This is a genomic window from Marinobacter sp. GH_1 (genome assembly GCF_048595985.1).
GTDB classification, from domain to species: domain Bacteria; phylum Pseudomonadota; class Gammaproteobacteria; order Pseudomonadales; family Oleiphilaceae; genus Marinobacter; species Marinobacter shengliensis.
The window spans coordinates 1,967,803-1,990,986 of sequence record NZ_CP184460.1 but is presented as its reverse complement, the minus strand read 5'-3'; the positions used below and the strand labels follow the sequence as shown (position 1 = coordinate 1,990,986).

The following is a 23,184-nucleotide window of genomic DNA, read 5'->3' as shown; positions in this document are numbered from 1 at the left end:
TCCAATGAGTGATGCTGGTGAAATTACGCCCAACAACCCGGATTGTCAACAATAGAACCTCTATCTTAAGTCGTATTGTCTACAGTCTGGTTGAGTCGCCTTTCTACAAACGCCTGTACGCGTGCGCCCCAGAACGACGAAACCGGAGCATTCCAGGCACATTTATGCAAGTCAGCAAGAGCCTGGGCATCCTCCAGGGCAAGAGAAAGCGCCTTCTTATCCATCGTCGGGTAGCCGGATTTCACGCATTGTACGACGGCCGCATCTATCGATGCCCGTTTCGCCCCCCGGGCCTTGGGCCGGGCAAGGTGCCGATGAAGGCGGTTAGCCGGCGGCACAATGATCGCCCGCTCCAACGGTGTCAGTTGCTGATCCACGGACAGCCGTTCTCGCAACTTCCGTGCGTCTTCCAGTAACGGGATCGGGGTCAGGGTGTCTGGTATCTGTAACAGGTGATATCGCCCCAGAGCTTCTCCTTTGCTGATCCGACTCAGCCAGACCGTCGTTGGTGCCGCCAGTATCAGCGGTACCGAAACAGGCAAGGACCAATAGAAAAACATAGGGTCGAGTGCCATCGCGAACAATGACCAACCACCACCAACCAGAAAACCTGGCAGATGCTGTACCAGCGCATCCCGCCAGCGAATCTCTTCTGTTCGGTTCTGGGCCGCCCAGCCCAGTCGGAGGTTTAACAGTGCCGAGACAACGAATCGGCTATGGGCCAACATCCGGATGGGCGCCAGGAGCACGGAAACCATGATCTCCAGAAAAACACTGATCAAAAGGCGCGCCCCCCCTCCATACCTTCTCAATTCGCCTTTCAGGACGACATCCGCAACGGCCAGAAACTTTGGTAAAAAAAGAAGGGCCAGCGTACTGGTCACAAGGAGAATCGCCCACTCGGGCCGCCACTCGGGCCATAGAGGGAAAAGACTTTCATGACCGTCCGGGAAGTAATCTATCGGAGCCAGGGTAAGCTGTACGGCGGCAATCGTGGTCAACACCAGAAAGGCCAGCCACAACGGCGAGGCCGCGTAAGCCATGATGCCGTTCAGGAACGCCAGACGGTGAGCCATTCGGAGCTTCGGTGCCAGCAGCATAAGAAAGACATGCTGCAGATTTCCCTTCGACCAACGCTGATCCCGGGCAAGCTCATCATCCAGTGTTGGAGGGGATTCTTCATAGCTATGGGCCAACGTCGGTTCCAGCCACACTTCGTATCCGGCCCGCCCCAGAAACGCCGCTTCCACGAAATCGTGGCTCATGATCGGCCCGCGCCAGATGCCAGACCCTGACAACTTACGCAACCCACAGTGAGACATGAATGGCGCCACGCGAATGATCGCGTTGTGGCCCCAGAAGACCGCATCGCCCATCTGTATGGCCGCCAGCCCGGCGGCAAACAACGGCGAGTAGAGCCTGCTGGCGAACTGTTGAATTCTGGCGAAAGCCGACTGGCCGTTAATCACTGTCGGTGCGCTTTGCAGGATGCCAACCCTTGGCTCAAGGTTCATCAAACGAACCATTTTCCTGATTGTGTCGCCGGCTAACAGGCTGTCTGCATCCAGAACAACCATATATTCATACCCTCGACCCCAGCGACGCAGGAAATCTGCGACATTACCGCTTTTGAAGTTCAGGTTAACCCGACGTCTACGGTAAAAAATCCTCCCTTCTGCCCCCAGCTCTGTTACCAACCGGTACCAGGCGGCCTGCTCCTCCAGCCAGACCTCAGGGTCCTGGCTGTCCGACAGGATAAAGAAATCAAACTGGTCGAGCTCTCCGCTGCGCTCAAGATCCCGGTACATGGCCTTGAGGCCTTCCAGAGTCCAACTCACCGGCTCGTGATAGATCGGCATTACCACAGCCGTCCGGGAAAGCGGCGCTGCGTCAATTTCAGGGGAGGAATGGCGGTTAATCAGGGAGTGTCGGTCACCACCCAACAACCGGAGAACAAAGCCGTATACCGCCATCCAGAAACCAAACGAAATCCAGACGTACAACAGGGCGAAAAGAAGGACGATACCGACTTCCACGGGCGTGCCCCCATGGTAAGGCAGCACCTGCAGAAGCAAATTGCCGGCAATCAGGGTCTGGCCGCCAACCAGCAAGATCAGCACACACCGCCTGACCGCTGCCCGCAGACGCCACGTTCTGCACTTTTGTTCAGGATGAGCCATGAGCGTAGTACCCGATACTGCCACGCTGGAATGGTGGGGCAACCTTGGGCAGTGCGTCCTCCGCAATCCGGAAGTAATGAGGAATGCGTTCAAGGAGCCAGCCAAAATCCTCAGGCTGTGCGGCCGACTGCTGTAAATCCGAGAGCATCTTAAGGGCGGTGTCGAACGTGGCGGTATTCAATTCCAACCCACAGGCTTCAAGGTACACAAGCAGGCGCCCGAGTAACCGATACTGGTTCATGGCATCCATACCGTTCCCCCTGTTATCGCTGACTTCCCGGACCGACACCTGGCGGTAATGAGTAAGTCCAGGTTTCGGTGACCACCTGGTCATCTAACTCCAGATAACCGCGCAACTGCAGAATACTGTCTTTCGCAGGCCTCGCTAATATCGACAGGCGCCACTTATTCTCGGGCTGCACCCATTCAACAAAATGCTCGAGAACCTCGACACCATCGCCACCTGAGACCTTGCTGACCACCGGTGCATCGGGCTCGATGTCTGCAAGCTGGCCGCCTGCAAAGTCCACCAGAACACGGTAAGCACCGGACTGATCACCACCGCCAATGCGATCACCGGCGCCGATGAACGTATTGACAGCCTTCCCGCCCGGATGGCGGGCAACATCTGGCCCACCGAATGTCATGGAATACTCAAGCGACCGCTCTGCCCCACCGATAACCTTATCGTCGGGACTCCAGAACGCCACTATATTGTCGTTGGTTTCATCGTCGGTCGGGATTTCCACCAAGACAACGTCACCCGCTCCCCAGTCATCGTCCATCGAAACCCAGGCACTGGGACGGCGCTCGTAACGGGCTTCCAGATCTTCAAAATGGCGGAATTCTGTATCTCGCTGTATCAGCCCGAATCCGGCAATGCGACTGGTCTGATGGAAACTCGTGGCAAGTCTTTTGGGATTGATAAGTGGGCGCCATAGCCACTCTCCGGATTCGCCGTCGTGAATGAGCAGGCCATCGGAGTCGTGTACTTGCGGTCGCCACTCGCCGTCAGGTCGCGGAGTATTCTCACCATAAAAGAACATGGAGGTAAGCGGGGCCAGTCCGAGCAATTCAATGTCGTCACGGATAAACAGCCTGGCTTTCACATCAAGTCGGGTCTCTTCTCCTGGATAGACCGTAAACTGGTAGGCCCCGGTCAGTGACGGACCATCAAGCAGGGCGTAAACCCGCATCTCTTCGCTGTTACGTGCAGGGCGCACCAGCCAGAAGTCTGTGAAGTCAGGAAACTGCTCACCAGAAGGCAATCCGGTGTCAACCGCCACACCTCGGGCCGACAAACCAAAGGCGGTGTCCTTGCTGACACCCCGGAAGTAGCTGGCCCCGGCAAAAACCAGAAACTGGTTGGCGATGTCCGGGCCATCGAAAGGAAAGGTTAGTTTGAAGCCGGCGTAACCGAGATCTGCGGGTACCCGCTTGCTCAACTCACTATCGGGCATGTTGAACAGGCTTTTATCGAATTCCAGCTTGCTGACACCTTCGGCATCCACAACGTATATATTGACCGGGCGCGTGTAGAACTTCCCGGCCGGAACAAGCATTACCTGAAACTTCGATGACGCCTCTTTCCACAGGTTTTTCTCGGGATCAAACCGGATCGACTGATAGTCCTGATAGCTGAGATTCCGCATAAAATCCGGGATGGTGTCGGGAGCCTGGTAAGCTGAACCAGCCCGTTCACGAGCCTGCTCCACCACGTCCTCAAACCGGAACTCGGCTGCCGTCACTGTGGTGAATGACATCAAACCCAGAACCACAAGCCATACTGTCCCTGAGCGCATAGATCCTTCCTCAGTCCACGGGTGATTACTTCAATCTAGCATCAGGGCGGAGGGAATCTACAAGTGACAACTTCGTAAGCGATCAGACACTATATTTTTAAGCTCATGGAAAGTCGCACATCCGGGTGGTCTGGAACGACAATGGCTTCGGTGGTTGTTCCAAGTACCCGGCCAACGCTGACATCGGCACTGAACTTGCGGGCAGAAAGGCCGAGGGACAGCTCCCCGGAGGTGACGTGGCCCGACTGGTCCTGCTGGAACGATACGTCGGGAACCCAGCCCCGCAGCACCGACAGCCTGACACTGGACAGCATTTGGGGGAAAAACGGCACGTTAAAGGTGGGGCTGCGGCTACCGAGCCGCAGCCAGCCACCCTCCGCCACACTCAGGGATTGGCCGCTAAAACCCGTCGAAAGCGCTGAGCCAGCAACCTGCAGACGGTGAGATCCGGGAATGTCCGCAGAAGCAATTTGATATTGCCCTTCAAGATCCCATTGCCAGTCCAGCATTTCCCGGTCCAGGGACGCCGTAAACAACATTCGCCCGAACTGATCGTCCTGGGAATCCTGATAACCAACCGCCGTGCGTTCCGCCTCTGTCTCAATGCCAGTGACAGCCCTGAATCCACTGGAGAGACTGAAGCCGCCCACCAGGTCATGGCGCCCCAGGGCTTCAAAGCCCAGGGTGGATACCTCGTAGTGATTTCTGTGGTTTTCATCGCTCTGCCGGGTCCACGAACGGGTTACAGAGTTATACCCTGCCCGCCCCCGGATACTGTAACCGCTGACGGAGAACAGCGGCCGGCTTCCGGTTACGGCCACGTCGCGAATTCGGCCGGCCTTCTGATAGCGGGCCCCCTCAACCCTCGACACTTCATCATAGGCGGTGTTGGTCAGCTCCATTCTCAGCTGGTTGCGCCCCACCGGCAAGCCATAGCCAAACCCAAGGACCTTGCGCTCGTTACTGACTCGATAAGTCTTGGAGTCCGCGTATCGAAGATCAGCCCGATGACTTTCACCGAACATATTCTTCAACCCAAGGTTCAGCGTGCCGTCAAGGCGATCTGAATCGTCGTTGGTACGTCCTGAAAACTCGAATTTCGACCGTAGCCAATGCTCGCGGGTGGCTTTCAAACGGTCCTGAGCAAACAGGGCTTCCTGGGTGCTGAGAGCATTCTGCTCGGAGAGTGAAAGCTCGCTGGCACCCCCCTGCACCGAAAATACAGCCAGTGCGCACGAAAACAGTGCAATGGAGCTCAGTTGAGGGCCGTGCCGTTTTGCGACCAGCGGATGTGCCATTCAGTACCCGTAGAAGTGTCAAGATCGTGTAAATGTGCTGAAGCTTTGCCACTTTAAATTATGGAGAGCCGGGCAACCACCCTTGTCATCATAATTTTACAATTTTAATGTTTACTTAAATCAGTGCTTTAGTGAGCCAACTGAAACTATTTTCGAGATATTTCAATCGCTCAGCGGAAGTAGGAAACAGGTCACAGAATTACCAACAATCAACATTCAGAAATGAAATCCTCCAACTCGCGAAACAACTTGGTTACACTTGGCACACTTTGTGGGACGGCTCCCAGCATGCAAGATTCAAACTAAGGATGAACACCATGATCAAAAAGTGCCTTTTCCCGGTAGCCGGCTACGGCACCCGCTTTCTCCCGGCCACCAAGGCTATGCCGAAAGAGATCCTGCCAATCGTTAACAAGCCGCTGGTTCAGTACGGCGTAGAGGAAGCTGCCGAAGCCGGAATCCACGAGTTCGGTTTCGTAACGGGCCGCGGCAAGCGTGCCATCGAGGATCACTTCGACATCAGCTACGAGTTGGAGCACCAGATTGCCGGAACCGGAAAAGAAGGCCTGCTAACCTCCATTCGCGACCTGATCACCAACAACACATTTGCTTTCACCCGTCAGAACGAGATGAAAGGCCTGGGGCATGCCATTCTGACTGGCCGCAACCTGGTGGGTGACAACCCATTCGCGGTGGTGCTGGCTGATGACTTCTGTGTGGGGCCGGAAGGCGAGGACGGTGTTCTGGCGCAGATGGTGAAACTGTACAACCAGTTCCGCTGCTCCATTGTGGCCATCGAAGAAGTGCCGCAGGATGAAACCCACAAGTATGGCGTTATTGCCGGCGAATCCATGAAAGATGGCCTCTACCGCATTACCGATATGGTTGAAAAGCCTGCCCCGGAAGATGCGCCCAGCAACCTCGCCATCATTGGCCGATACATTCTGACACCGGATATCTTCGATATTATCGAACGCACCCCTCCGGGCAAGAACGGCGAGGTCCAGATTACCGATGCACTGCTGGAGCAGGCGAAGAACGGTTGCGTGCTGGCGTACCAGTTCAAGGGCCAGCGCTTTGACTGCGGCAGCATTGACGGCTTTGTGGAAGCCACCAACTACGTTTACGAGAATATCTACAAAAAAGGCAAGTAACCTGGCTTACCGGGGCGGTTAACGCCCCAGCAGCTGAAGGACCATGCGCCGGTTTTCCGCGGTTGCCTTGCGGAACCGGCGCAGCAGTTCCAACTCTTCCTCTGATAGCTGCAATCGGTTCAGCTCCCGTTCCAGCTCTTTCAACGCGACAGACAAATCATCGCTGTTACTGAACGCCAGCCCCGGCAACTCCAGCTGACCGCTGTCACCGCCATCATCCATATCCAGCAGTTGATCCAACGGCGTTTCGGTTTTCAGACACACATCCAGCAGTTCACTGACGCCCGGATAGCTCCGTTGCTTGGGATCTGTGGCCTCCCAGCTGCCTACCCGGGCTTCGTCCACTCCGCACATATTGGCCACATCCGCCAAAGACAGCTGCCCGGTCTGCCGGAGTTGCCGCAAGCGGCGATGAAAGGACTGCAGGTACCGCATAGCTCAGTGTCCCTGAAAAATTGGCTGGAAAAGTGAATCAATCCGGAAATGTATCGTACATATAGCTTTGCACACAATCTGCCTATACTGAAACCACAAAACCAACAAACGGGAACGCCATGGCCACCCTGGATACAGACACTGCCTGGAAGCTCATACTGAATGCCAGCAACCGCAGCAATGTCACCCTTCCCCTGCCGGGAACCAGCCAACCAGCGCTGCGGATTAACGGCAAGAGCTGGGAGTTGGTGCATCAGGCAACCGAAGATGCCAGGAATCTGATATCGCTGTTCCTGCCCCTGTGCCAGCCCATCAAGCGCCCGGCGGGTAACCATGTGATTGGTCAGCTTGGTCAGAGCCTGGACGGCCGCATTGCCACCGTAACCGGTTGCTCCCGTTTCATTAATGGTGACGACGGAATCACCCATCTCCATCGTATTCGTGCTCTGTGCGATGCGGTCGTGGTTGGCGCCGGCACCGCCGCCACAGACAATCCCCGCCTGACCGTACGCCGCGCGAATGGGCCCAACCCGACAAGGGTGGTGATCGATCGCCATGGCCGAGTTCCTACCAGCCACCACCTGTTTACCGACAACGCAGCACCCACACTGCATCTGGTTGCCGGTGAATACGACCCGGCCCAAAAGCCCGCCCGCATCGGCCAGGTAACCACTGTTCCCTGTCTCGGGGCTGCCGACAACCCTTCACCGGTGCCACCGGAGCATATTCTTCAAGTATTACAGGACTACGGACTTCGCAAAATCTTTATTGAGGGGGGCGGTGTAACCATTTCATCCTTCCTCAAAGCAGGGCTGTTAGACAGACTCCATGTCATGGTGGCTCCGATGATCATCGGCAGTGGCCGGCCGGCATTCTCGCTGCCGGAAATCGACCAACTGGATGATGCCCTGCGCCCGCGGGCCCAGCTGGTTAATCTGGGCAGTGACATGCTGTTCGACCTGGCCTTCGAGAGGCGCTGGAATTGATCAGGCGCGTTTGAGAAGCACCAGCGCCCCCGGCCAGCTGGCCAGGAATATCAACGCACCGTAGCCAATACTGATCGCCACCCCCTGCTCTGCCGGTAACCCAACCGCGGGCCAAAGCAGGGCGGCTGCGCCTTCACGGACACCCCAGCCAGACACCGTTATTGGGACCACCATCGCCAGAAGCAATAGCAGACACAGGGCTGCGGTAAGAAACAGGCTGCTGGCATCGGCCGCTAATCCCATTCCAAACGCCAACAACACAAACACCGTTAAATAGGTGCCCAGAACGGCAAGGGAAGTAAACAACTGCACCGAACCATTGCGCCAACCTGCAAATGCCCGCTTGAGATCGGCGCCCAGGCGCCCAAGGTAGCGCCGCAGTGAGGCAAGCCGACCACTGACCCACAGCAGCCAGGTTCCAATGCCCACCAGCAGAGGAGGCAACAGCCAGTATGCCGGGTTCAGGGATATCCTGATGGGCAGCGGTTGACTGCTAAAAGCGCCCACACGCCAAAGCACAACCACAGCGAGTAAGACCACCGGAAACAACACCAACTGCCCGGACAGCCGTTCAAGGACAACCGCATGAACCGCCGAAAGCTGCCCCGAGCGCTCGTGAGCTCCCTGCCCGTGGGCCCGGCTGTGTCGCCAGGCCCGATTCACATCGCCCATAACGCCACCCGGCAGCACCTGATTCAGAAAGGTGGCCAGGTAATACTCCCGAACGGCAAAGGTCATCGGCACAGAAACACCTAGCCTGCCGGCGGTGTAACGCCAACGCCAGGCGGACAACACCACCTGCAGGACAGAAACCACCAGGGCCAGGGCGATCAGTGAGGGCGGAATGGATCGGAGCCTGGCTATCAAACCGGACAGGTCCACAAACCGTAACACCAGCACCAGGATAATAAGGGTCGCAGTCCACCGAAGCAGCAGCTTTGGCCATGGCCGCTGGCGCATCATGCCGGTAAACCTGAGTCGGGTAACCCGAGTAGGTCCAGGTGATCAACCACCACCCGCAGTTCGTAACGGGCCAACTGATCCTGCCGGTCTGCCAGCCAGGTTCTGATCTCAGCCTCCGCAGCCGGGTTCTGCTGGCAGGCGGCATCCGCCCAACCAGTCATTAGCATGGTGATCAACTCAGCACTCGCGCCGCCCTGGCCCGGGCTGAGATGCCATTGGCTCTGCTCTACCGTGACGTTATAACCTGCCTCACGCAGCCGTTTCTCCAAAACCCCGGTTGCTTCGGGACCCAATGCCGCTCCGCTGCCTTTATCGCCATGCTGGTGCTGATTCACCAGTCCCTGTACCAGAGCGTCGGAGGCATGGGACGGCGCCAGTTCAAAGTGCCCGCTGTAGCTAATCACCACCAGAACACCCGCCCGCCTTCGCACCACGGCACTGGAAAAGGCACGAAGCCAGTGTTCTGAGACCAGGTCTATCAGGGCCGATGCCGTGACCAGGGTGGCATCCTCTGGCAATAGCTCATCCAGGTTGTGCGGGGTTAGCTCCCGCATCATGGGAGCCGCTGGGGCGTCCAGTGCCCCAACCCGATGGCAGGCCAGCCCCAGCAGATGCTGATCCGGTTCAATCAATGTCCACCGCTGGGGCACCGGCAAACGGGGAATCAGATAACCGGGGTTAGAGCCCCGCCCACTGCCTATATCCACCAGATGCAACGGATCACCGGCCGGTTTTCCAGCGGCTTTCGTGTTGTATTCCACAGTCAGCCAGTTTGCCAGCGCATCCGTCAAGGCCCGGCTTCTGGCGGCATGATCCGCGGGCTCCCGGGCTTCCAGCCACTGGCCAGAGAATCTTGCAGGATCACCCTCGTCGCTGATGCCCAGACTGCCGAGGAATTCCCTTGTGGTATCTGACCACTGGCGAATATCTGACCGATGGGCCCGCGCACGTCGCGCCAGATCCGAAAAATCTGCGGTATTCGTCAGGAGATTGCGAAGTTCTGACGCCAGGGCCTTCGCATTGCCAGCCGGAAACTTCCGGGCTCCGGGTTTGCTGGTAGTCAACGCCAGCGCGCCGCCATCGGAAGACAACACCGGCAAGCCCGCGGCCAGGGCTTCATCGATGACCATGCCATAGCCTTCGTAGAGCGACGGAAACACGAACAGATCCGCCCGGCGGTAGGCCTCCTCCAGCGCGGGTTCCGATAGCTCTCCCAGAAGCTGAATACGATCAGCCAGTCCGTGCCGGGCGATGGCACTGCGAACGGCCAGCGCATAGTCCGGATCACGATCCTCCGCCCCCACCAGGGTGCATTGCCACGGCAGTTCCTGCAAAGTGGCGAGGGCATCGACCAGTTGGTGCTGCGCCTTACGGGGGGATAGATGCCCCACGCACAAGAGCCTCATGGGCTTGCCCAAGTGGTCGCGCTCCATCTGGAAGAACAGGGCGTCCACGGCCGGCTGCGCCGTCGTAATCTTCCAGGACGGTACACCATAATCCTGCTGCACACGGCGGGCAGTGTACTCACTGGTCGTGACCACCCTGCTGACCTGGGCCAGGGACTGCCTTTCAGCTTCCCGAAACCAGGCCTGTTGCTCCTGGGATAGCCCGGTCTCATCCGCCAGCGGGTGGTGTACCAGCGCCACAAGCTGCAAGCGTGTGCGGTGGCGCTCCAGCACGTCTGGCATGGCCCCCATGGCTAGCCCGTCAAGCACCACCAACGTGTTGTCTGGTAAAGACGTCAGGAACTCTTGCATGGCATTGGTAGCTGTTTGATCCGGTCTCGGAAAGCACCCGGCGAGCCCCTGAACCCGCGCGTTCACCCCGGCCTGGCGCGATGCCGCCACCAGGCGCTGCACATATCGGTACCCACCGGTGTTCTGGTCAGGATCACCGGGAACCACAAACCATAGGTCAGATGCCGGCATGGTAACTGGCCCAGGCCAGGTGCGACTCGCCCAAAGTCACTTTAAGGCCGGCAACCTGCCGGCCCTCTTCACCAAGGCGGCCAGCATGGATGGCAGCAGCCATGCGATTAAACACGACTTGCGCCATGAATTCCGTGGTGGTGTTCCGGCCTTCGAATTCGGGCAAGTCGTCCAGATTCTTCATGTTGAATTCCGAAAGCACCTCTTTCAGCAGGTCAGACGCCTGGCCAATATCCACAATCAAATCGTTATCGTCCAGCACGTGTCGCTCGAACGTAACGTCTACCACGTAGGTGGCGCCATGGAGCCCTTGGGCCGGTCCAAAGATTTCCCCTTTAAAACTGTGAGCAATCATCATGTGATCGCGAACGGTCAAACTGAACATAGTGTTTCCTCAGGAATAGGTAATTCGATGGCAGAGCGCATCCCCTGCTGGTGATAATAAAGTGCTGGCAACCGCAGGAAGTTCGCCAAACCGGGATTCGCCGCTGATCAGGTTGTCCAGCTCAGGCGCTCTGAGCAACTGAAGGGCAAGCTCAAGCCGCCGTGCATAGTTCCACCGGGGCTGTCTGCGTGGCGGAATCTGCCCTACCTGGCTGGATTTAAGTTCAAGGCGGTTAGGATGAAAGGCATGGCCAAGGGGAACCGTGACCGGTTCGTTGCCATACCAGCTAAGCTCCACAATGCGAGCTTCCGGCCCGGCCATGGACAGGGCTGATGATAACCCCTCGCTCCGGCCGGATGAATGAATCACCAGATCGCAATCACGGGCCGAGGCCTCGGTTGTGAACGGAATCCCCAAAGCCTTGGCAATGTCAGCCCTGGACTCATTGGTATCGACAGCCAGCAGCTGGGTGCCGGGAATCTGTTTGACCAGCCAGGCCACCAAAAGCCCGACTACCCCCAGGCCAACCACGGCAACCCGGTCGCCTACAGCGGGCTCGGCATCCCAGAGACCGTTAATGGCGGTCTCCATATTGGCAGCAAGAATGGCGCGCCCCGGCGGCAGATCGTCTGGCAGTACGGTGACGGCACTGGCCGGCACGCGGTAGTGCCGCTGATGGGGGTAGAGGCAAAATACCCGCTTACCCATAAGGTGCTCTGGCCCGTCCTGCACTTCGCCAACATTGGCATAGCCATACTTGACCGGAAACGGAAACTGGCCCTCCTGAAAGGGCGCGCGCATTCGAAGGTATTCGTCCTGTGGAACCCGATTATTGAATACCAGTGATTCCGTGCCCCGGCTGATCCCGGAATACAGCGTGCGCACGGTGACGATCTCTGCCCCGGCACCGTCAGGCCATCCCAGAGTCGCCGGCCGAAGCTCCCCCTGGCCCGGGGCAGTCACCCAAAACGCCTGATTCCCTGATGACGTCATAAACAGTCCATTCTCTTGTTATCTCCGTAAGCAAAAGCATCTACCCCAAACTATAGTCATAGAATGGGGCCTAACACACGTACCAGTCAGGCTATACGGAAACGCTCGGATATGGATTCGATTCGCCCGGCAACATTTCAGATTCCTGCCACTGTGAGGGAGCTTGGTTGGGCTGCCCTACTGCTGTTTTTTGTGTTGCTGTCCGTGCACGAATGGTTCAGCCCTCCCGGCTGGTTCGGTCTGCTGGCGATTTTGATTTTTGCTACCCAAGGCGCCTTGATACTGACTCGATGGCCAGCCAGACAAAACTTCGGCTGGGCAAACCGCACTACCCTGCTTCGATCCATCCTGGTCGTTTCCCTGGTGGCCTGGGCACCGTTTCTGCCAGCCGCCGATTCTTCCGCGTTGTGGATTTACGCCATGGCCTGCCTCATTGCGCTGATCCTTGATGGCGTGGATGGCAAGGTGGCCCGGGCCACCAACAGCAACAGTGAGTTCGGCGCCCGGTTCGACATGGAACTGGATGCTTTGTTTATCTTCGGCTTATGCGTTGCCACGATGGCTATCGGAAAGGCCGGGGCGTGGGTATTGATGCTTGCCCTGATGCGTTACGCGTTCTTGGCCGCAAGCCATTTCCTGACGTGGCTCAACCAACCGCTGCCGGACAGTTTTCGGCGCAAAACCGTATGCGTATGGCAGGTTGTTACGCTGATGATCGCCATACTTCCCCCTACCCCCACCGGGTTTGCCGGCACCACACTGGCCATGGCACTGGCCCTTCTGGGTTGGTCGTTTGCGCTGGATGTTCGCTGGCTCTACCAAAGGAGACACTATCATGAAAACTAAACTCGCCACCGCAACCCTGGCAGCCACCCTGCTCTCCACCGCGCCGCTGCTTCAGGCAGAACCAACCAGATTCCAGGTGGACGATGAGCACTTCTCCATGGTCTTTGAGGTGATGCACATCGGCTACGCCCCGGTCATGGGCATGTTTCGCGAGGTGAAAGGCGAATTCGTCTATGACGAACAGACCGGGGAGCTGTCATCCGGTGAACTGGCCTTCAAGGCGAACAGCGTATTCAGCAATCACGGTAAACGGGATGATCACCTGCGCAACAAGGATTTCCTGAACACAAGAAGACACAAGGACATCACCTTTACCGTCACCGGCTTCGAACGCACGGGAGACAACACAGGCATCGTCACCGGCGATCTCACGCTTCTGGGCAAGACCAACCCCGTGGATGTGGATGTCACCCTCAACAAGGCTGACGTATATCCCTTCGGGCACGAAGAATACACACTCGGCCTCAGTGCGTCGGCCGTGATCAAGCGAAGTGATTGGGGTATGACTTACGGAATCGACGAAGGCATGGTCGGTGACGAGGTAGTACTGCGTTTTGCCTTTGAGGCGATCAAGGACTAACCCAATACGTGAAAGCGGTCACACTTTAGGGTGAAAGTGGCGCATTGTCGGACAAGTTTCATGCCGGTTACGACAAAACTGGCTATGGTTACTCTTTAACCAAAAGCAATGAAATAACAATAAGAAGGTGATTCTACATGCCTTACAAGGCACTGATGGCCACCGCCGTAGTGGTGGCCAGTGTTTCAGGTACTGCCTGGCTGTTATCCGCAGAAAACGACGGTAAGTTCCGTTGGCTGCCTTTCGGCAGCCAGTCTGATCATCAGGAAGCAAGCGCCATGGCGGGAGGCCGCACGCCAGAGGCAAATGAGGCAAAGGCTTCGAACGCTCCTGCACCCTCTGACAACGCCCTGGGGTTCATGCTCGCCAGCGTTGCAGACGACTACCAGCGAAGCGCCCGCTACCCGGATTACTCGGTACCATTGACCACCGCCCAGGCCGAAGCCTACCAGGGCAACCGGTACCATCCGGTTGAGTTGCCGCTGGAAGACGACGGCCGCTTCGTCGTGACACTCGACAAGTTCCGCTTTACCCGGGGCGAGCCCATTCTTGTGGTCGCGTCCCTGAGTGGCCGACAGGTGTTCGGCGATGCCCTCTCGGCAACACTTGAGTCGGCCACCAAGAGGGACAAGGCCGATTCAGCAGACCTGCCTGCCACGGAAGACAGCGGCTACTACCAGGGAACGATCAGTTCCGATCATGAGCCAGGCGAATACCGGCTGATTGTAGAGGCCAGGGTTGATGGAAAGCCGGTCCGGCATGTGTCGTCTCTCTCCATTGAACCTGATCTCGGCGACTTCGGTGGTATCGACTCTCCCTATGTGTCCGGCAATGACTTGGTTATCCCGGTCCGTTTCTATCCAGATCATGCCGGCTACTATTCGCTGTCCGCCCAGCTATACAACGGCCAGCGCGCGCTGGCCCAACTCAGTACTGAAGAATCTCTGGGCAGCGGCAGCGGTACGCTTGTACTCAAGGCCCATGGAAGCGTGTTGGCGAACCAGGACATCGAAGGCCAGCTGCAACTCCGAAACCTGCAGTTACGCCAAATGCCGGACCGCCCTGGCGATCGCACCCATTACGCCTTCGGCCCAAACGATGGCTATGAGTTTTCACCGCCGGATCTTGGCAACCTGCGTGACACACCTGCGGTGAACACAGAATCAGAGCAACGGGCGGCGTTGCTAAGGCAGCTGGCCGACAAGTTCTGATACACAACAATAAAACCGGAAAAACGGAGCAAGCAATGATCAACAAAAACAAAAGATGCCTGAGTAAAACTGCATTATCGATAGCGCTGGCAGGCGGATTGTTCGCCACAGCGGCGCAGGCCCAACTGGCGGGCCACAATGTGATCCTGGTGCACGGTTTCATGATGGAGAACCTGTCCCAGGCCCCCGCCAACATGCAAGAGGTGAAACAGGCCGGAGAAGACTACTGGCGGGATTACTGGCTGAACCGCGCCGAAGCGCGCATCGACTGGGCCAGTAACGGCCGGGTGGAAGGAGAGATCGCGCAGCAAGCCTACCAGCAGGTTCGACAAATCAGCCAGCAGGGTCTTTGCAACAATTACTGTATTGTCGTGACCCATTCCACCGGTGACCTGGTTACCCGTCACCTTCTGGAAAACCAGGCTCGCTGGCTTCAATCCGAAGGCCTGCAACCGCTGAAAATCCTCGCGGTCATGGATCTTGCGGGGGCTGGCGGCGGTACTGAACTGGCCGACCTGGCGGTCAGCATCGCCTATAACGACAGCTGGTATAACTGGCCGGTAAAACAAGCGGTGCGTGCGTTCACCGGGATTGATCCCCAGCCCGACAACCTGGGCGTGGTCAATGACCTGCAAACCAACACCGCCCGCAACCTGTCGGTAGGCCCCACGGCGATTCCCCGGCTGCGCTTCGTAGGCGGCGGCTCTTCCTACGGAGGCATTACCAAACCCTTCATTGCCGGCACCGATGACGGCGTGGTACCCACCCACTCCGCCTGCGGCGCCACCACCGCCAGCGGCATAGACTCGTGCTCCAACAGCATCAGTCTGGCGGGCAAGGTAAGCGGGCAGAATGGTCCTTCTGGCCTTTATTACAATCACTACCCGATTCTGATGAGCGAAGGCGCCAACCACAGTGCCGTGAAGGACACCCAGACCGGCAACATCTCCGTGCCGGTGGTGAACAACACTGTGCTCAATGGCCTGCAGATCGACTTTGCCAGCCGCACCTACAACCAGCGGGCCTGGTGGCAGCTTTGGGGCTCCGGTGACCAGTATGTCGAGGTCCCCAACTCCAACCAGACCAGCATGTCCAACCTGCTGTATACCACGCTCAACAACTGACACTACGGTTGTTGGCCGGGCTCAGGGATGAGCCATCTCCCTCCCTCTCGGTTTTCGCTGCTTTCTTTTTTAGTTCGCAAACTATAGATTTATCCCTCCTTGCACTTCACTCTGCCTGACCGGAGCCAGTTTCTTGATGTCTGACGCTCACAAATCCGATCTGTTACTGGTTGTCGTTACCCTCCTGGCCGCGATCAGCTGGATGTTTTCTAAAGAAGCCGTCCTGATGATGCCACCGTTGATGTTCATGGCGGCCCGGTTTCTGATTGCAGGTGGGGTATTGGCACTGATTGCGCTGCCGGCCCTGCGCCGGTTGAATGCCGACCAGGTAAAACGGAGCATGGGCGTAGGCCTGGTATTCGGCATTGCCATGAGCTGCTGGATACTGGGCCTGTTCCATGGCGACAGCATGGGTGAAGGGGCGTTTCTCACCAGTCTTGGGGTTGTGATTGTGCCAATCATTGCCCGCGTGGTATTCGGTGAATCCCAGCCACTGAGTACCTGGCTTGCCATACCGATTGCGGTAGCGGGCCTGGCCCTGCTGTCCCTTGAAAACGGCTTCAGGCCAGATCCGGGGCAGCTGTACTTCGTTGTGGCCGCGTTTATCTTTGCGCTTTACTTCACGCTCAACACCCGGGCCGCCAATCAGCGAACGGTCACCAATAAACAGGGCGAAACAATCGAGAAGCGAAAGGTGCCGGCGCTGCCCCTGACCGCCCTGGCCCTGCTGACAGTGGGCCTGGTAACCCTGGTGGAGTCTGCTATCAGCGAGCCCTGGGCACCAACCCTCAACAACCCGCCGCCGATTCTGATGGTTTGGGTTCTGGCCAGTGCCATCGTTGGCACCGCCGGGCGCTTTCTGTTGCAGACCTATGCACAGAGCCTTTCGGTACACAGTCACGGCGTGGTGATTCTGGTCCTGGAACCAGTGTGGGTGGCCCTGTTCGCCGCAGCCTGGTTTGGTGAGACCATGTCATTGCTACAGCTGGCAGGGTGTGGGCTGATTTTCATGGCGCTGCTGGTGAACCGCTGGAGCGCTCTGAGCCGCGCGATTAAAGGCTTTCTGAAACCGGCAAAAACTGCCTGAAAGTGGTTGACCACGGGGAACGAAATCCGTATATTTCCACCCCGTTGCAGGACACAGGACCATAGCTCAGTTGGTTAGAGCGCTACCTTGACATGGTAGAGGTCGGCGGTTCGAATCCGCCTGGTCCTACCATTTTTCAATGGCTTACGTGTTGCTTTCGACCCCCTTCTCAATATTTTCTCAAAATTTTCTCAATAAGATCCTTTATACAGGTCGCATGCCGGTTTGCGGACTGGCCTTAGGTTACCTGTTCATGGTTGTTTCATGTCACTCCGGGCAATCCCCTCACGCTCTATCGATCTTCCCCACGCGCCAGACCTGTGTGAGATACTCGCTATCAGGTCGTCGAAAGCTATTTTGACCTGCTCTTCGGCGAAAGGCTAAGTGGCATAGTTGGAGGGGCCCCGCTTGCCGCTATCCCTCAGTTGCCTGGAGTTCAATTTCATACAAGACTGGCGCTCCCTCGGCGCCAAGGCCCATCTTAGGACTTACCCCGGGGTTCCGACAGCCCCTCACGTGCAAGCTTGCCACCACCTTCGCCTTGATCGATCACCCAACCCGCTCATTTTCGGGCCGTAGAGTCGAGCCTTTGCGAAATAAAGTCTCCGAGGTGGTGGAGAGCCCATGCGTCCTTACAGGCGGAAGGGCCGAATGAACCTGTACGTTAGCGATAAAGCTCGGTCTGGAAATTTTCACAAACTGACACAGCCGTGGCAGGAGATTTCATGTAAAATCAGAAAGATACTGCCAAAAGTACCGAAACAATAAAAAACGCATTTTAAACAATGGCATGCGCGACAGGTACGCCCCATGATGGGAAGTAGTCACCTTGCTTTTCAAATACGGTATGGTCGGCATAGCGCTATAGCAACAAAAACGACAGACAAAGGATCCCGCCTCGATGGATGTTTTCGAGTACCGCGACGCCGTCATTGCTGACTACAAGGCTTTCACCACCAGCTTCACAAAGATTAAAGCCCCAGACATCCGGCAATTCGTTCAGTCGAATTATGACGACGGTCAGTACTGGCCTGCCCCACTAATCCAGCTCAACCCCTCCTTTGTGCGTGGCGATACAGTCGAACAGCTTTGCAAAGAGGACGTGCTGCATCCTCAGTGCGAAGATATTTTCCGCTTTGGCCGCGATGATAGTGGCAATCCCGGTTTTAGCGCTCCCCTCCACAAGCACCAGGAAGAAGCCGTTACCATAGCTCAGAAAGAACAGAGCTACGTACTGACCACTGGCACAGGCTCTGGTAAATCTCTGTCCTACATTCTTCCTATCGTCGACTCAGTCCTGAAACAAAAGCAGCCTGGGGAACCCGGTTCCATTAAGGCCATCATCATTTACCCGATGAACGCCCTAGTGAACTCTCAGCTTGAAGAACTGGACAAATACTTCCAACACTTAGGTGATGGAAAACCCGTTACGTATGGACGTTATACGGGCCAGGAAAAAGACGAAGAACGACGTGCCATGGCACAGAACCCACCAGACATCATACTAACCAACTTCATGATGCTGGAGCTTCTCATGACCCGGCAGGATGAGCTTGATCGAACTGTCATGAGGGCAGCCAAAGGGCTTAATTTCCTGGTGCTGGACGAACTACACACCTACCGCGGACGTCAGGGCGCGGATGTCGCTATGCTAGTGCGTCGCGTCCGCGAAGCGCTCAACTCTGATGTGTTGTGCATCGGTACTTCCGCCACGATGGCCAGTGAAGGAACCCTTGCGGCCCGTAATGAAACCGTCGCCCGTGTAGCCAGCAAATTGTTTGGTGCCGACGTAAAGCCAGAGCACATCATTACGGAAACACTCCAGCACCTTACTCCCTTCGACCATAAGCCGTCACAGCATCTCTTGTCAGAAGCGCTTCGGGCGCCAATTCCTGAGCACCTTGACTTCAAAGCGCTGAGGGAGCACCCGATATCCGGATGGGTAGAGCTAACCCTTGGCCTGCAGAAAGAAGAAGGAAGATGGGTACGGGCTAAACCACAAAGTCTCAAATGGGCCGCTAGGCAGCTCTCAGTAGATTCCGGCCAACCAACAGACCATTGCGAAAGGTATTTGAGAGATTTTCTGTTGCTTGCCTATCGAGTCACAGATTACCAAGGCAAGCCCCTTTTCGCCTTTAGGCTTCACCAATTTATCTCCGGAGCAAACAATGTTTTTTCCACCCTGGCCCCAGAGGGCAAGCGGGAATTCGATCTAAGCGGCCAAATTTACAAGCCGAATGAGCGTGAAAAGCGCTTCTATTCGCTACATTTTTGTCGTCAATGTGGCCAAGAATACCACCCAGTATGGCATAACGATGAAGATGGCCAGCCCTACCTCGCACCGCGACAAATTAACGAAAAAGACAACGAAGGTGATAACCAGAACTGGGGCTTCTTTATGTTTGATCCCCAGCGGACCTGGGATGACGCAGATCCAGAACGCTTTCCCGAGAATTGGTTTGAAGAAAAGAAGGGCGAACTCAAGCTTAAGGGAAACTACAAAAAATTCCGGCCCAGGGAACTGTATGTTTTGCCCAGCGGCAGATTGGACCACGAAGGAACTTCCGGCTGGTTCATTCCGGGCAGCTTCCGTTTTTGCCTAAACTGCGGTGTCACTCATCAGGCGCAGGGCAAAGACTCAAACCGACTGACTTCGCTCAACGGTGAGGGTCGTTCCTCAGCCACTACCGTTTTGGCCATATCCTCTCTGCGATACATGCTCGAACGGGATACCCAGCTTGCTGAAGAAGCAAAAAAGCTACTCGGATTCACTGACAATCGACAAGACGCATCGCTGCAGGCAGGCCACTACAACGACTTCGTCCAGATCCTGTTACTCCGAGCTAGCCTGCTCGCTGCCACGCAACAAGCGCCGGAAGGCTACCTCACTGACAGCAATCTGTCTCAAGCCGTTTTCAAAGCCCTCGGCTTCGACAAAGATGGCTCGGATTATTTGGAAAACCCTCTGGCTAAAGGCCCAGGCCGGAAGAAGGCAGAAGAGGCCATGCGCAACGCGCTTTCTTACAGACTCTACTTCGATCTGCGCCGTGGGTGGCGCTTTAATAATCCGAATCTGGAACAACTTGGCTTATTGGATATCGACTACGAAGGCCTCGCTGAACTAGCAGCGGATCAAGAAGAATGGGAAGGTTTGCCCTGCGCAGAGCTGGCACAGATCAAACCAGAGAACCGAAAAGCCGCCCTGCGTGCCGTTCTCGACACAATGCGCCGCGGACTGTGCGTGAAAAGCCGATTCCTCGACAGTATTCAGCAGGAGCAGATTCGCTCTCAAAGCTTCACCTATTTGAAGGAGCCCTGGGGCTTCAGTGAGGATGAGATGCTCCAATCCAGCGGTTACCTGTTGCTGGGTGGCAAACCAAAAAACCTGAAGACCAATCCCAACTTTGTCAGTGGCTCCAGCCGATCAGCACTCGCCCAGCTACTCAAAAAATCCGCCGTCTGGGGCGACGATCTGACCCTCCTGCCCAAGATTAATGACAAATCCTATCCAGACCTTATCGAAAGCCTAATGAAGGTCCTGGAATCCTATGGATTGGTCGAAAAGGAAGAGTATGCCAAGGATCAAACTGGTTACCGCCTATTAGGGGAGTTTCTGCAGTGGCGCGCCCATGATCAAGAAATCAAGCTCAATCCAACAGATCCTTACCGAGCTGACAATGTCTATTTTCGCAGCCTATACACCACACTCTGCGAGCTTCTGAAAACTGGCAACCGAACACTGTTCGACCTTGAAGCAAGGGAGCATACCGCGCAGGTGAACCCGGAACAGCGAGAAGAGCGGGAGAAAGCTTTCCGATCCGCTGAGCTACGCACCCTATTCTGCTCCCCTACCATGGAGCTTGGGGTGGACATTGCAACTCTTAATACAGTTTACATGCGTAACGTGCCCCCCACGCCTGCAAACTATGCCCAACGTTCAGGGCGAGCCGGTCGCTCGGGCCAACCTGCGCTAGTGCTTACCTACTGCGCGGCGCTCAGCCCACACGACCAATACTTCTTCACTGACCCAGTCCGGATGGTTCACGGCCATGTCAGTCCACCTACATTGGATCTGGCCAATGAAGAACTGGTCGCCAGCCATCTCCACGCCGTTTGGTTGAACGAAACGAAAAAAGCACTGCCCAAAACGGTTAATGACATGCTGAACATGTCACAGCCGGAAACCATGCCGTTGCTGGATGAATTCCGGCAGCAGATGGATACAGATGAAGTTCGGACTTCAGCAGCCCAACGTGGCCTGAATCTCATGAAGATGCTGGAAAATGAACTCGTCGCAGCACAAGGAGTGTGGCTGAGCAGCGAAGCAAACATTCAAAATGCTTCTGTTGAATGGCTCAACAACCAAATCAAAGGTTCCTTCTACAGCTTCAATACTGCGCTGAATCGCTGGCGGGAACTCTATGCCTCCACTCAAGAACAGCTGAATAAGGCTCACGCAGTTATCGCCAATCCGGCCGCTGGTGAGCGGGACCGCAAAGCTGCTGAACGTCGCTATAACGAGGCGCGTACGCAAATCAGCCTTCTGTTGAACGCGGAGTCTGGCCAGAATTCAGATTTCTCCACCTACCGCTACCTAGCTAGCCAGGGTTTTCTGCCAGGTTATAACTTCCCTCGCCTGCCATTGTTGGCCTACATACAGGGACGCCGTGGCAGCATTGGTAGGGACAGTTTCCTCGCTCGTCCGCGCTTCCTAGCCATCTCCGAATTCGGCCCACTCAGCCTTATCTACCACGAAGGCTCCCAGTACCGGGTTAAGAAAGTCATGCTTGGCGTCCGGGATGGACAGGATATGGACGGCCCAGGGCTGGTTAAAGAGGAGGCTAGGCTGTGCCCGGCGTGTGGCTATGGTCATTTCAAGCAGCAGCTACATAACGAGCTTTGCATTGCCTGCGGCACTCCCATTGAGGGTGGGAAGCGGATTGATAACCTCTACCGCATTGAGAACGTCAGCACTCAGCGGGTCCTGCGAATCACCTCCGACGAGGAAGAACGCCAGCGGCAAGGTTATGAAATGCAAACCACCATGCAATTCGCAACGCGCGAAGGCAAAGCACGTGTGGTAAACGGCGAAGTTAAGAACACCAATGGCGACAAACTGCTGGCTATCCAATATGCCCCCGCCGCCACGATATGGCGAATCAACCTTGGCTGGAGGCGCCGGAAAGAAGAATCCATTTACGGGTTCAACATCGATACGACCACCGGGATGTGGAGTAAAGACGAACAGGCACCCCAAGACGAAAACGATGAAGCGTCAAAAGAAGAGCGTTACATCGAACGAATAACACCGTATGTCGAAGACCGACGCAACATCTTGATGGTTCACCCTGACGATTTCATGGATACAGGGCTCCTGACCAGCTTGCAGTACGCACTTAAACGCGGAATCGAAGAAGAATTTCAGATCGAAGAATCCGAACTGATGGCAGAGCCTCTACCAAATCGGGCAGACCGACGTGCGGTGCTTTTTTACGAGTCCGCCGAAGGGGGAGCAGGTGTCCTCACCCGCTTGCTGAGCGACAGCACGGCGTTGTCCCGTGTAGCCATGCGCGCCTTGGCCATTTGCCACTTCGAAAAGGACGAGAAAGGCCAGTATCAGAATACCAACAAAGACTGTGAGGCCGGCTGTTATCGCTGCTTGCTCAGCTACTACAACCAGATGGATCACATAGAAATCGACCGTCAGAACCCGGAGCTGGTTACGCTTTTGGAATCTCTCATCGATTCTGTCATTGTCACCTCAACCGACGGTCGTAGCTACGAAGACCACTATGAGGAGCTCCTGAAACTAAGCGCCTCCACCCTGGAAGAGGCATTCCTGACTCATTTGAAAAAGCAAAGGCACCACCTACCGGATGAGGCCCAGAAACTGATCAAAGCCTTCAACACTCGGCCGGATTTTGTTTACAGGGACCACAATGCTGTCGTCTACATCGATGGTCCTCATCATGAAAATCCTGGCCAGCAGAAAATCGACGCGACGCTCACCGCCGAACTGGAAGATAACGGCCTGACCGTTATCCGATTCAGCAAGGAGCAACATAGCTGGCCAGCCATTATTGCGAAATACCCAGATATCTTTGGAGCCGCCCAAGCATGAGTAACCTCAATTTTAATCCTGGTTCCATCGTTCGAGCCCGTGGACGAGAATGGGTTGTCCTACCCCAAAGTGAAGGGAAAATTCTGCATCT

The 23,184-nt window shown here is 56.2% G+C and carries 17 protein-coding genes and 1 tRNA gene; 9 read left to right on the top strand and 9 right to left on the bottom strand.

All coding sequences use genetic code 11. The features are described from left to right. Nucleotides 1-65: 65 nt before the first annotated feature. From mdoH to ACNSOI_RS09080, 4 genes are all read right to left on the bottom strand, one after another. The gene (mdoH, locus tag ACNSOI_RS09095) at nucleotides 66-2,180 is read right to left on the bottom strand and encodes a glucans biosynthesis glucosyltransferase MdoH (protein WP_420195621.1); all 2,115 of its coding nucleotides are present in this window, start codon (nucleotides 2,178-2,180) and stop codon (nucleotides 66-68) included. After that, the gene (locus ACNSOI_RS09090; protein WP_420195620.1) at nucleotides 2,167-2,430 is read right to left on the bottom strand and encodes a hypothetical protein; all 264 of its coding nucleotides are present in this window, start codon (nucleotides 2,428-2,430) and stop codon (nucleotides 2,167-2,169) included. The genes mdoH and ACNSOI_RS09090 overlap by 14 nt, the downstream gene beginning before the upstream one ends. 13 nt (nucleotides 2,431-2,443) lie before the next feature. Continuing rightward, nucleotides 2,444-3,982 carry a glucan biosynthesis protein G gene (locus tag ACNSOI_RS09085; protein WP_420195619.1) on the bottom strand — a complete coding sequence of 513 codons (1,539 nt, stop codon included), beginning with the start codon at nucleotides 3,980-3,982 and terminating at the stop codon, nucleotides 2,444-2,446. Between the two features lie 89 nt (nucleotides 3,983-4,071). Then, nucleotides 4,072-5,280 carry a ShlB/FhaC/HecB family hemolysin secretion/activation protein gene (locus ACNSOI_RS09080; RefSeq protein WP_286255290.1) on the bottom strand — a complete coding sequence of 403 codons (1,209 nt, stop codon included), beginning with the start codon at nucleotides 5,278-5,280 and terminating at the stop codon, nucleotides 4,072-4,074. Between the two features lie 317 nt (nucleotides 5,281-5,597). Between ACNSOI_RS09080 and galU the strand changes: the two genes are divergently transcribed. Continuing rightward, nucleotides 5,598-6,434: a UTP--glucose-1-phosphate uridylyltransferase GalU gene (gene galU, locus ACNSOI_RS09075; RefSeq protein ID WP_061331053.1), complete on the top strand. Its 837-nt coding sequence runs from the start codon at nucleotides 5,598-5,600 to the stop codon at nucleotides 6,432-6,434. An 18-nt stretch (nucleotides 6,435-6,452) separates the two neighbouring features. On the opposite strand, the gene ACNSOI_RS09070 is transcribed toward galU, so the two are convergent. Continuing rightward, nucleotides 6,453-6,869 (bottom strand): helix-turn-helix domain-containing protein, encoded by a 417-nt coding sequence (locus tag ACNSOI_RS09070; RefSeq protein ID WP_058089618.1) that lies wholly within the window; start codon nucleotides 6,867-6,869, stop codon nucleotides 6,453-6,455. A 119-nt stretch (nucleotides 6,870-6,988) separates the two neighbouring features. On the opposite strand from ACNSOI_RS09070, the gene ACNSOI_RS09065 reads away from it, so the two are divergent. Next, complete coding sequence (locus ACNSOI_RS09065) at nucleotides 6,989-7,855, top strand: RibD family protein (RefSeq protein WP_420195618.1); 867 nt, start codon at nucleotides 6,989-6,991, stop codon at nucleotides 7,853-7,855. On the opposite strand, the gene ACNSOI_RS09060 is transcribed toward ACNSOI_RS09065, so the two are convergent. The 4 genes from ACNSOI_RS09060 to ACNSOI_RS09045 are packed head-to-tail and all read right to left on the bottom strand — an operon-like array spanning nucleotide 7,856 to nucleotide 12,124. Next, nucleotides 7,856-8,818 carry a lysylphosphatidylglycerol synthase transmembrane domain-containing protein gene (locus ACNSOI_RS09060; RefSeq protein WP_420195617.1) on the bottom strand — a complete coding sequence of 321 codons (963 nt, stop codon included), beginning with the start codon at nucleotides 8,816-8,818 and terminating at the stop codon, nucleotides 7,856-7,858. Next, nucleotides 8,815-10,746, bottom strand: coding sequence for a glycosyltransferase family 4 protein (locus tag ACNSOI_RS09055; protein WP_420195616.1), 1,932 nt, complete (start codon nucleotides 10,744-10,746; stop codon nucleotides 8,815-8,817). The genes ACNSOI_RS09060 and ACNSOI_RS09055 overlap by 4 nt, the downstream gene beginning before the upstream one ends. Beyond that, nucleotides 10,733-11,131, bottom strand: coding sequence for a 6-pyruvoyl trahydropterin synthase family protein (locus ACNSOI_RS09050; protein ID WP_061331049.1), 399 nt, complete (start codon nucleotides 11,129-11,131; stop codon nucleotides 10,733-10,735). Before ACNSOI_RS09050 ends, ACNSOI_RS09055 begins: the two co-directional genes overlap by 14 nt. A 9-nt stretch (nucleotides 11,132-11,140) precedes the next feature. After that, a complete protein-coding gene (locus ACNSOI_RS09045) occupies nucleotides 11,141-12,124 on the bottom strand; it encodes a zinc-dependent alcohol dehydrogenase (protein WP_420195615.1) in 984 nt (327 codons plus the stop codon). A 111-nt stretch (nucleotides 12,125-12,235) separates the two neighbouring features. Between ACNSOI_RS09045 and ACNSOI_RS09040 the strand changes: the two genes are divergently transcribed. The 7 genes from ACNSOI_RS09040 (at nucleotide 12,236) to ACNSOI_RS09010 (ending at nucleotide 23,093) form a co-directional block, all read left to right on the top strand. Next, nucleotides 12,236-12,970: a CDP-alcohol phosphatidyltransferase family protein gene (locus tag ACNSOI_RS09040; protein WP_420195614.1), complete on the top strand. Its 735-nt coding sequence runs from the start codon at nucleotides 12,236-12,238 to the stop codon at nucleotides 12,968-12,970. Then, on the top strand, nucleotides 12,960-13,550 hold the full coding sequence (locus ACNSOI_RS09035; protein ID WP_230715248.1) for a YceI family protein: 591 nt from the start codon (nucleotides 12,960-12,962) through the stop codon (nucleotides 13,548-13,550). The genes ACNSOI_RS09040 and ACNSOI_RS09035 overlap by 11 nt, the downstream gene beginning before the upstream one ends. 137 nt (nucleotides 13,551-13,687) lie before the next feature. Then, a complete protein-coding gene (locus tag ACNSOI_RS09030; protein WP_420195613.1) occupies nucleotides 13,688-14,761 on the top strand; it encodes a hypothetical protein in 1,074 nt (357 codons plus the stop codon). Between the two features lie 35 nt (nucleotides 14,762-14,796). Beyond that, nucleotides 14,797-15,885 carry a hypothetical protein gene (locus ACNSOI_RS09025; RefSeq protein WP_286255275.1) on the top strand — a complete coding sequence of 363 codons (1,089 nt, stop codon included), beginning with the start codon at nucleotides 14,797-14,799 and terminating at the stop codon, nucleotides 15,883-15,885. A gap of 136 nt (nucleotides 15,886-16,021) precedes the next feature. Continuing rightward, complete coding sequence (locus tag ACNSOI_RS09020; protein WP_420195612.1) at nucleotides 16,022-16,972, top strand: DMT family transporter; 951 nt, start codon at nucleotides 16,022-16,024, stop codon at nucleotides 16,970-16,972. A 55-nt stretch (nucleotides 16,973-17,027) separates the two neighbouring features. After that, nucleotides 17,028-17,104, top strand: a tRNA-Val gene (locus tag ACNSOI_RS09015). 769 nt (nucleotides 17,105-17,873) lie between these two features. Beyond that, nucleotides 17,874-23,093, top strand: coding sequence for a DEAD/DEAH box helicase (locus ACNSOI_RS09010; RefSeq protein WP_420195611.1), 5,220 nt, complete (start codon nucleotides 17,874-17,876; stop codon nucleotides 23,091-23,093). Nucleotides 23,094-23,184: the final 91 nt, after the last annotated feature.

Coding starts and splice junctions, on each gene's coding strand:
- ACNSOI_RS09040 (WP_420195614.1), top strand. CDS start 12,236: ATGGATTCGATTCGCCCGGCAACATTTCAGATTCCTGCCACTGTGAGG.
- galU (WP_061331053.1), top strand. CDS start 5,598: ATGATCAAAAAGTGCCTTTTCCCGGTAGCCGGCTACGGCACCCGCTTT.
- ACNSOI_RS09060 (WP_420195617.1), bottom strand. CDS start 8,818: ATGATGCGCCAGCGGCCATGGCCAAAGCTGCTGCTTCGGTGGACTGCG.
- ACNSOI_RS09090 (WP_420195620.1), bottom strand. CDS start 2,430: ATGGATGCCATGAACCAGTATCGGTTACTCGGGCGCCTGCTTGTGTAC.
- ACNSOI_RS09055 (WP_420195616.1), bottom strand. CDS start 10,746: ATGCCGGCATCTGACCTATGGTTTGTGGTTCCCGGTGATCCTGACCAG.
- ACNSOI_RS09025 (WP_286255275.1), top strand. CDS start 14,797: ATGATCAACAAAAACAAAAGATGCCTGAGTAAAACTGCATTATCGATA.
- mdoH (WP_420195621.1), bottom strand. CDS start 2,180: ATGGCTCATCCTGAACAAAAGTGCAGAACGTGGCGTCTGCGGGCAGCG.
- ACNSOI_RS09080 (WP_286255290.1), bottom strand. CDS start 5,280: ATGGCACATCCGCTGGTCGCAAAACGGCACGGCCCTCAACTGAGCTCC.
- ACNSOI_RS09085 (WP_420195619.1), bottom strand. CDS start 3,982: ATGCGCTCAGGGACAGTATGGCTTGTGGTTCTGGGTTTGATGTCATTC.
- ACNSOI_RS09065 (WP_420195618.1), top strand. CDS start 6,989: ATGGCCACCCTGGATACAGACACTGCCTGGAAGCTCATACTGAATGCC.
- ACNSOI_RS09010 (WP_420195611.1), top strand. CDS start 17,874: ATGGATGTTTTCGAGTACCGCGACGCCGTCATTGCTGACTACAAGGCT.
- ACNSOI_RS09030 (WP_420195613.1), top strand. CDS start 13,688: ATGCCTTACAAGGCACTGATGGCCACCGCCGTAGTGGTGGCCAGTGTT.
- ACNSOI_RS09020 (WP_420195612.1), top strand. CDS start 16,022: ATGTCTGACGCTCACAAATCCGATCTGTTACTGGTTGTCGTTACCCTC.
- ACNSOI_RS09070 (WP_058089618.1), bottom strand. CDS start 6,869: ATGCGGTACCTGCAGTCCTTTCATCGCCGCTTGCGGCAACTCCGGCAG.
- ACNSOI_RS09035 (WP_230715248.1), top strand. CDS start 12,960: ATGAAAACTAAACTCGCCACCGCAACCCTGGCAGCCACCCTGCTCTCC.
- ACNSOI_RS09045 (WP_420195615.1), bottom strand. CDS start 12,124: ATGACGTCATCAGGGAATCAGGCGTTTTGGGTGACTGCCCCGGGCCAG.
- ACNSOI_RS09050 (WP_061331049.1), bottom strand. CDS start 11,131: ATGTTCAGTTTGACCGTTCGCGATCACATGATGATTGCTCACAGTTTT.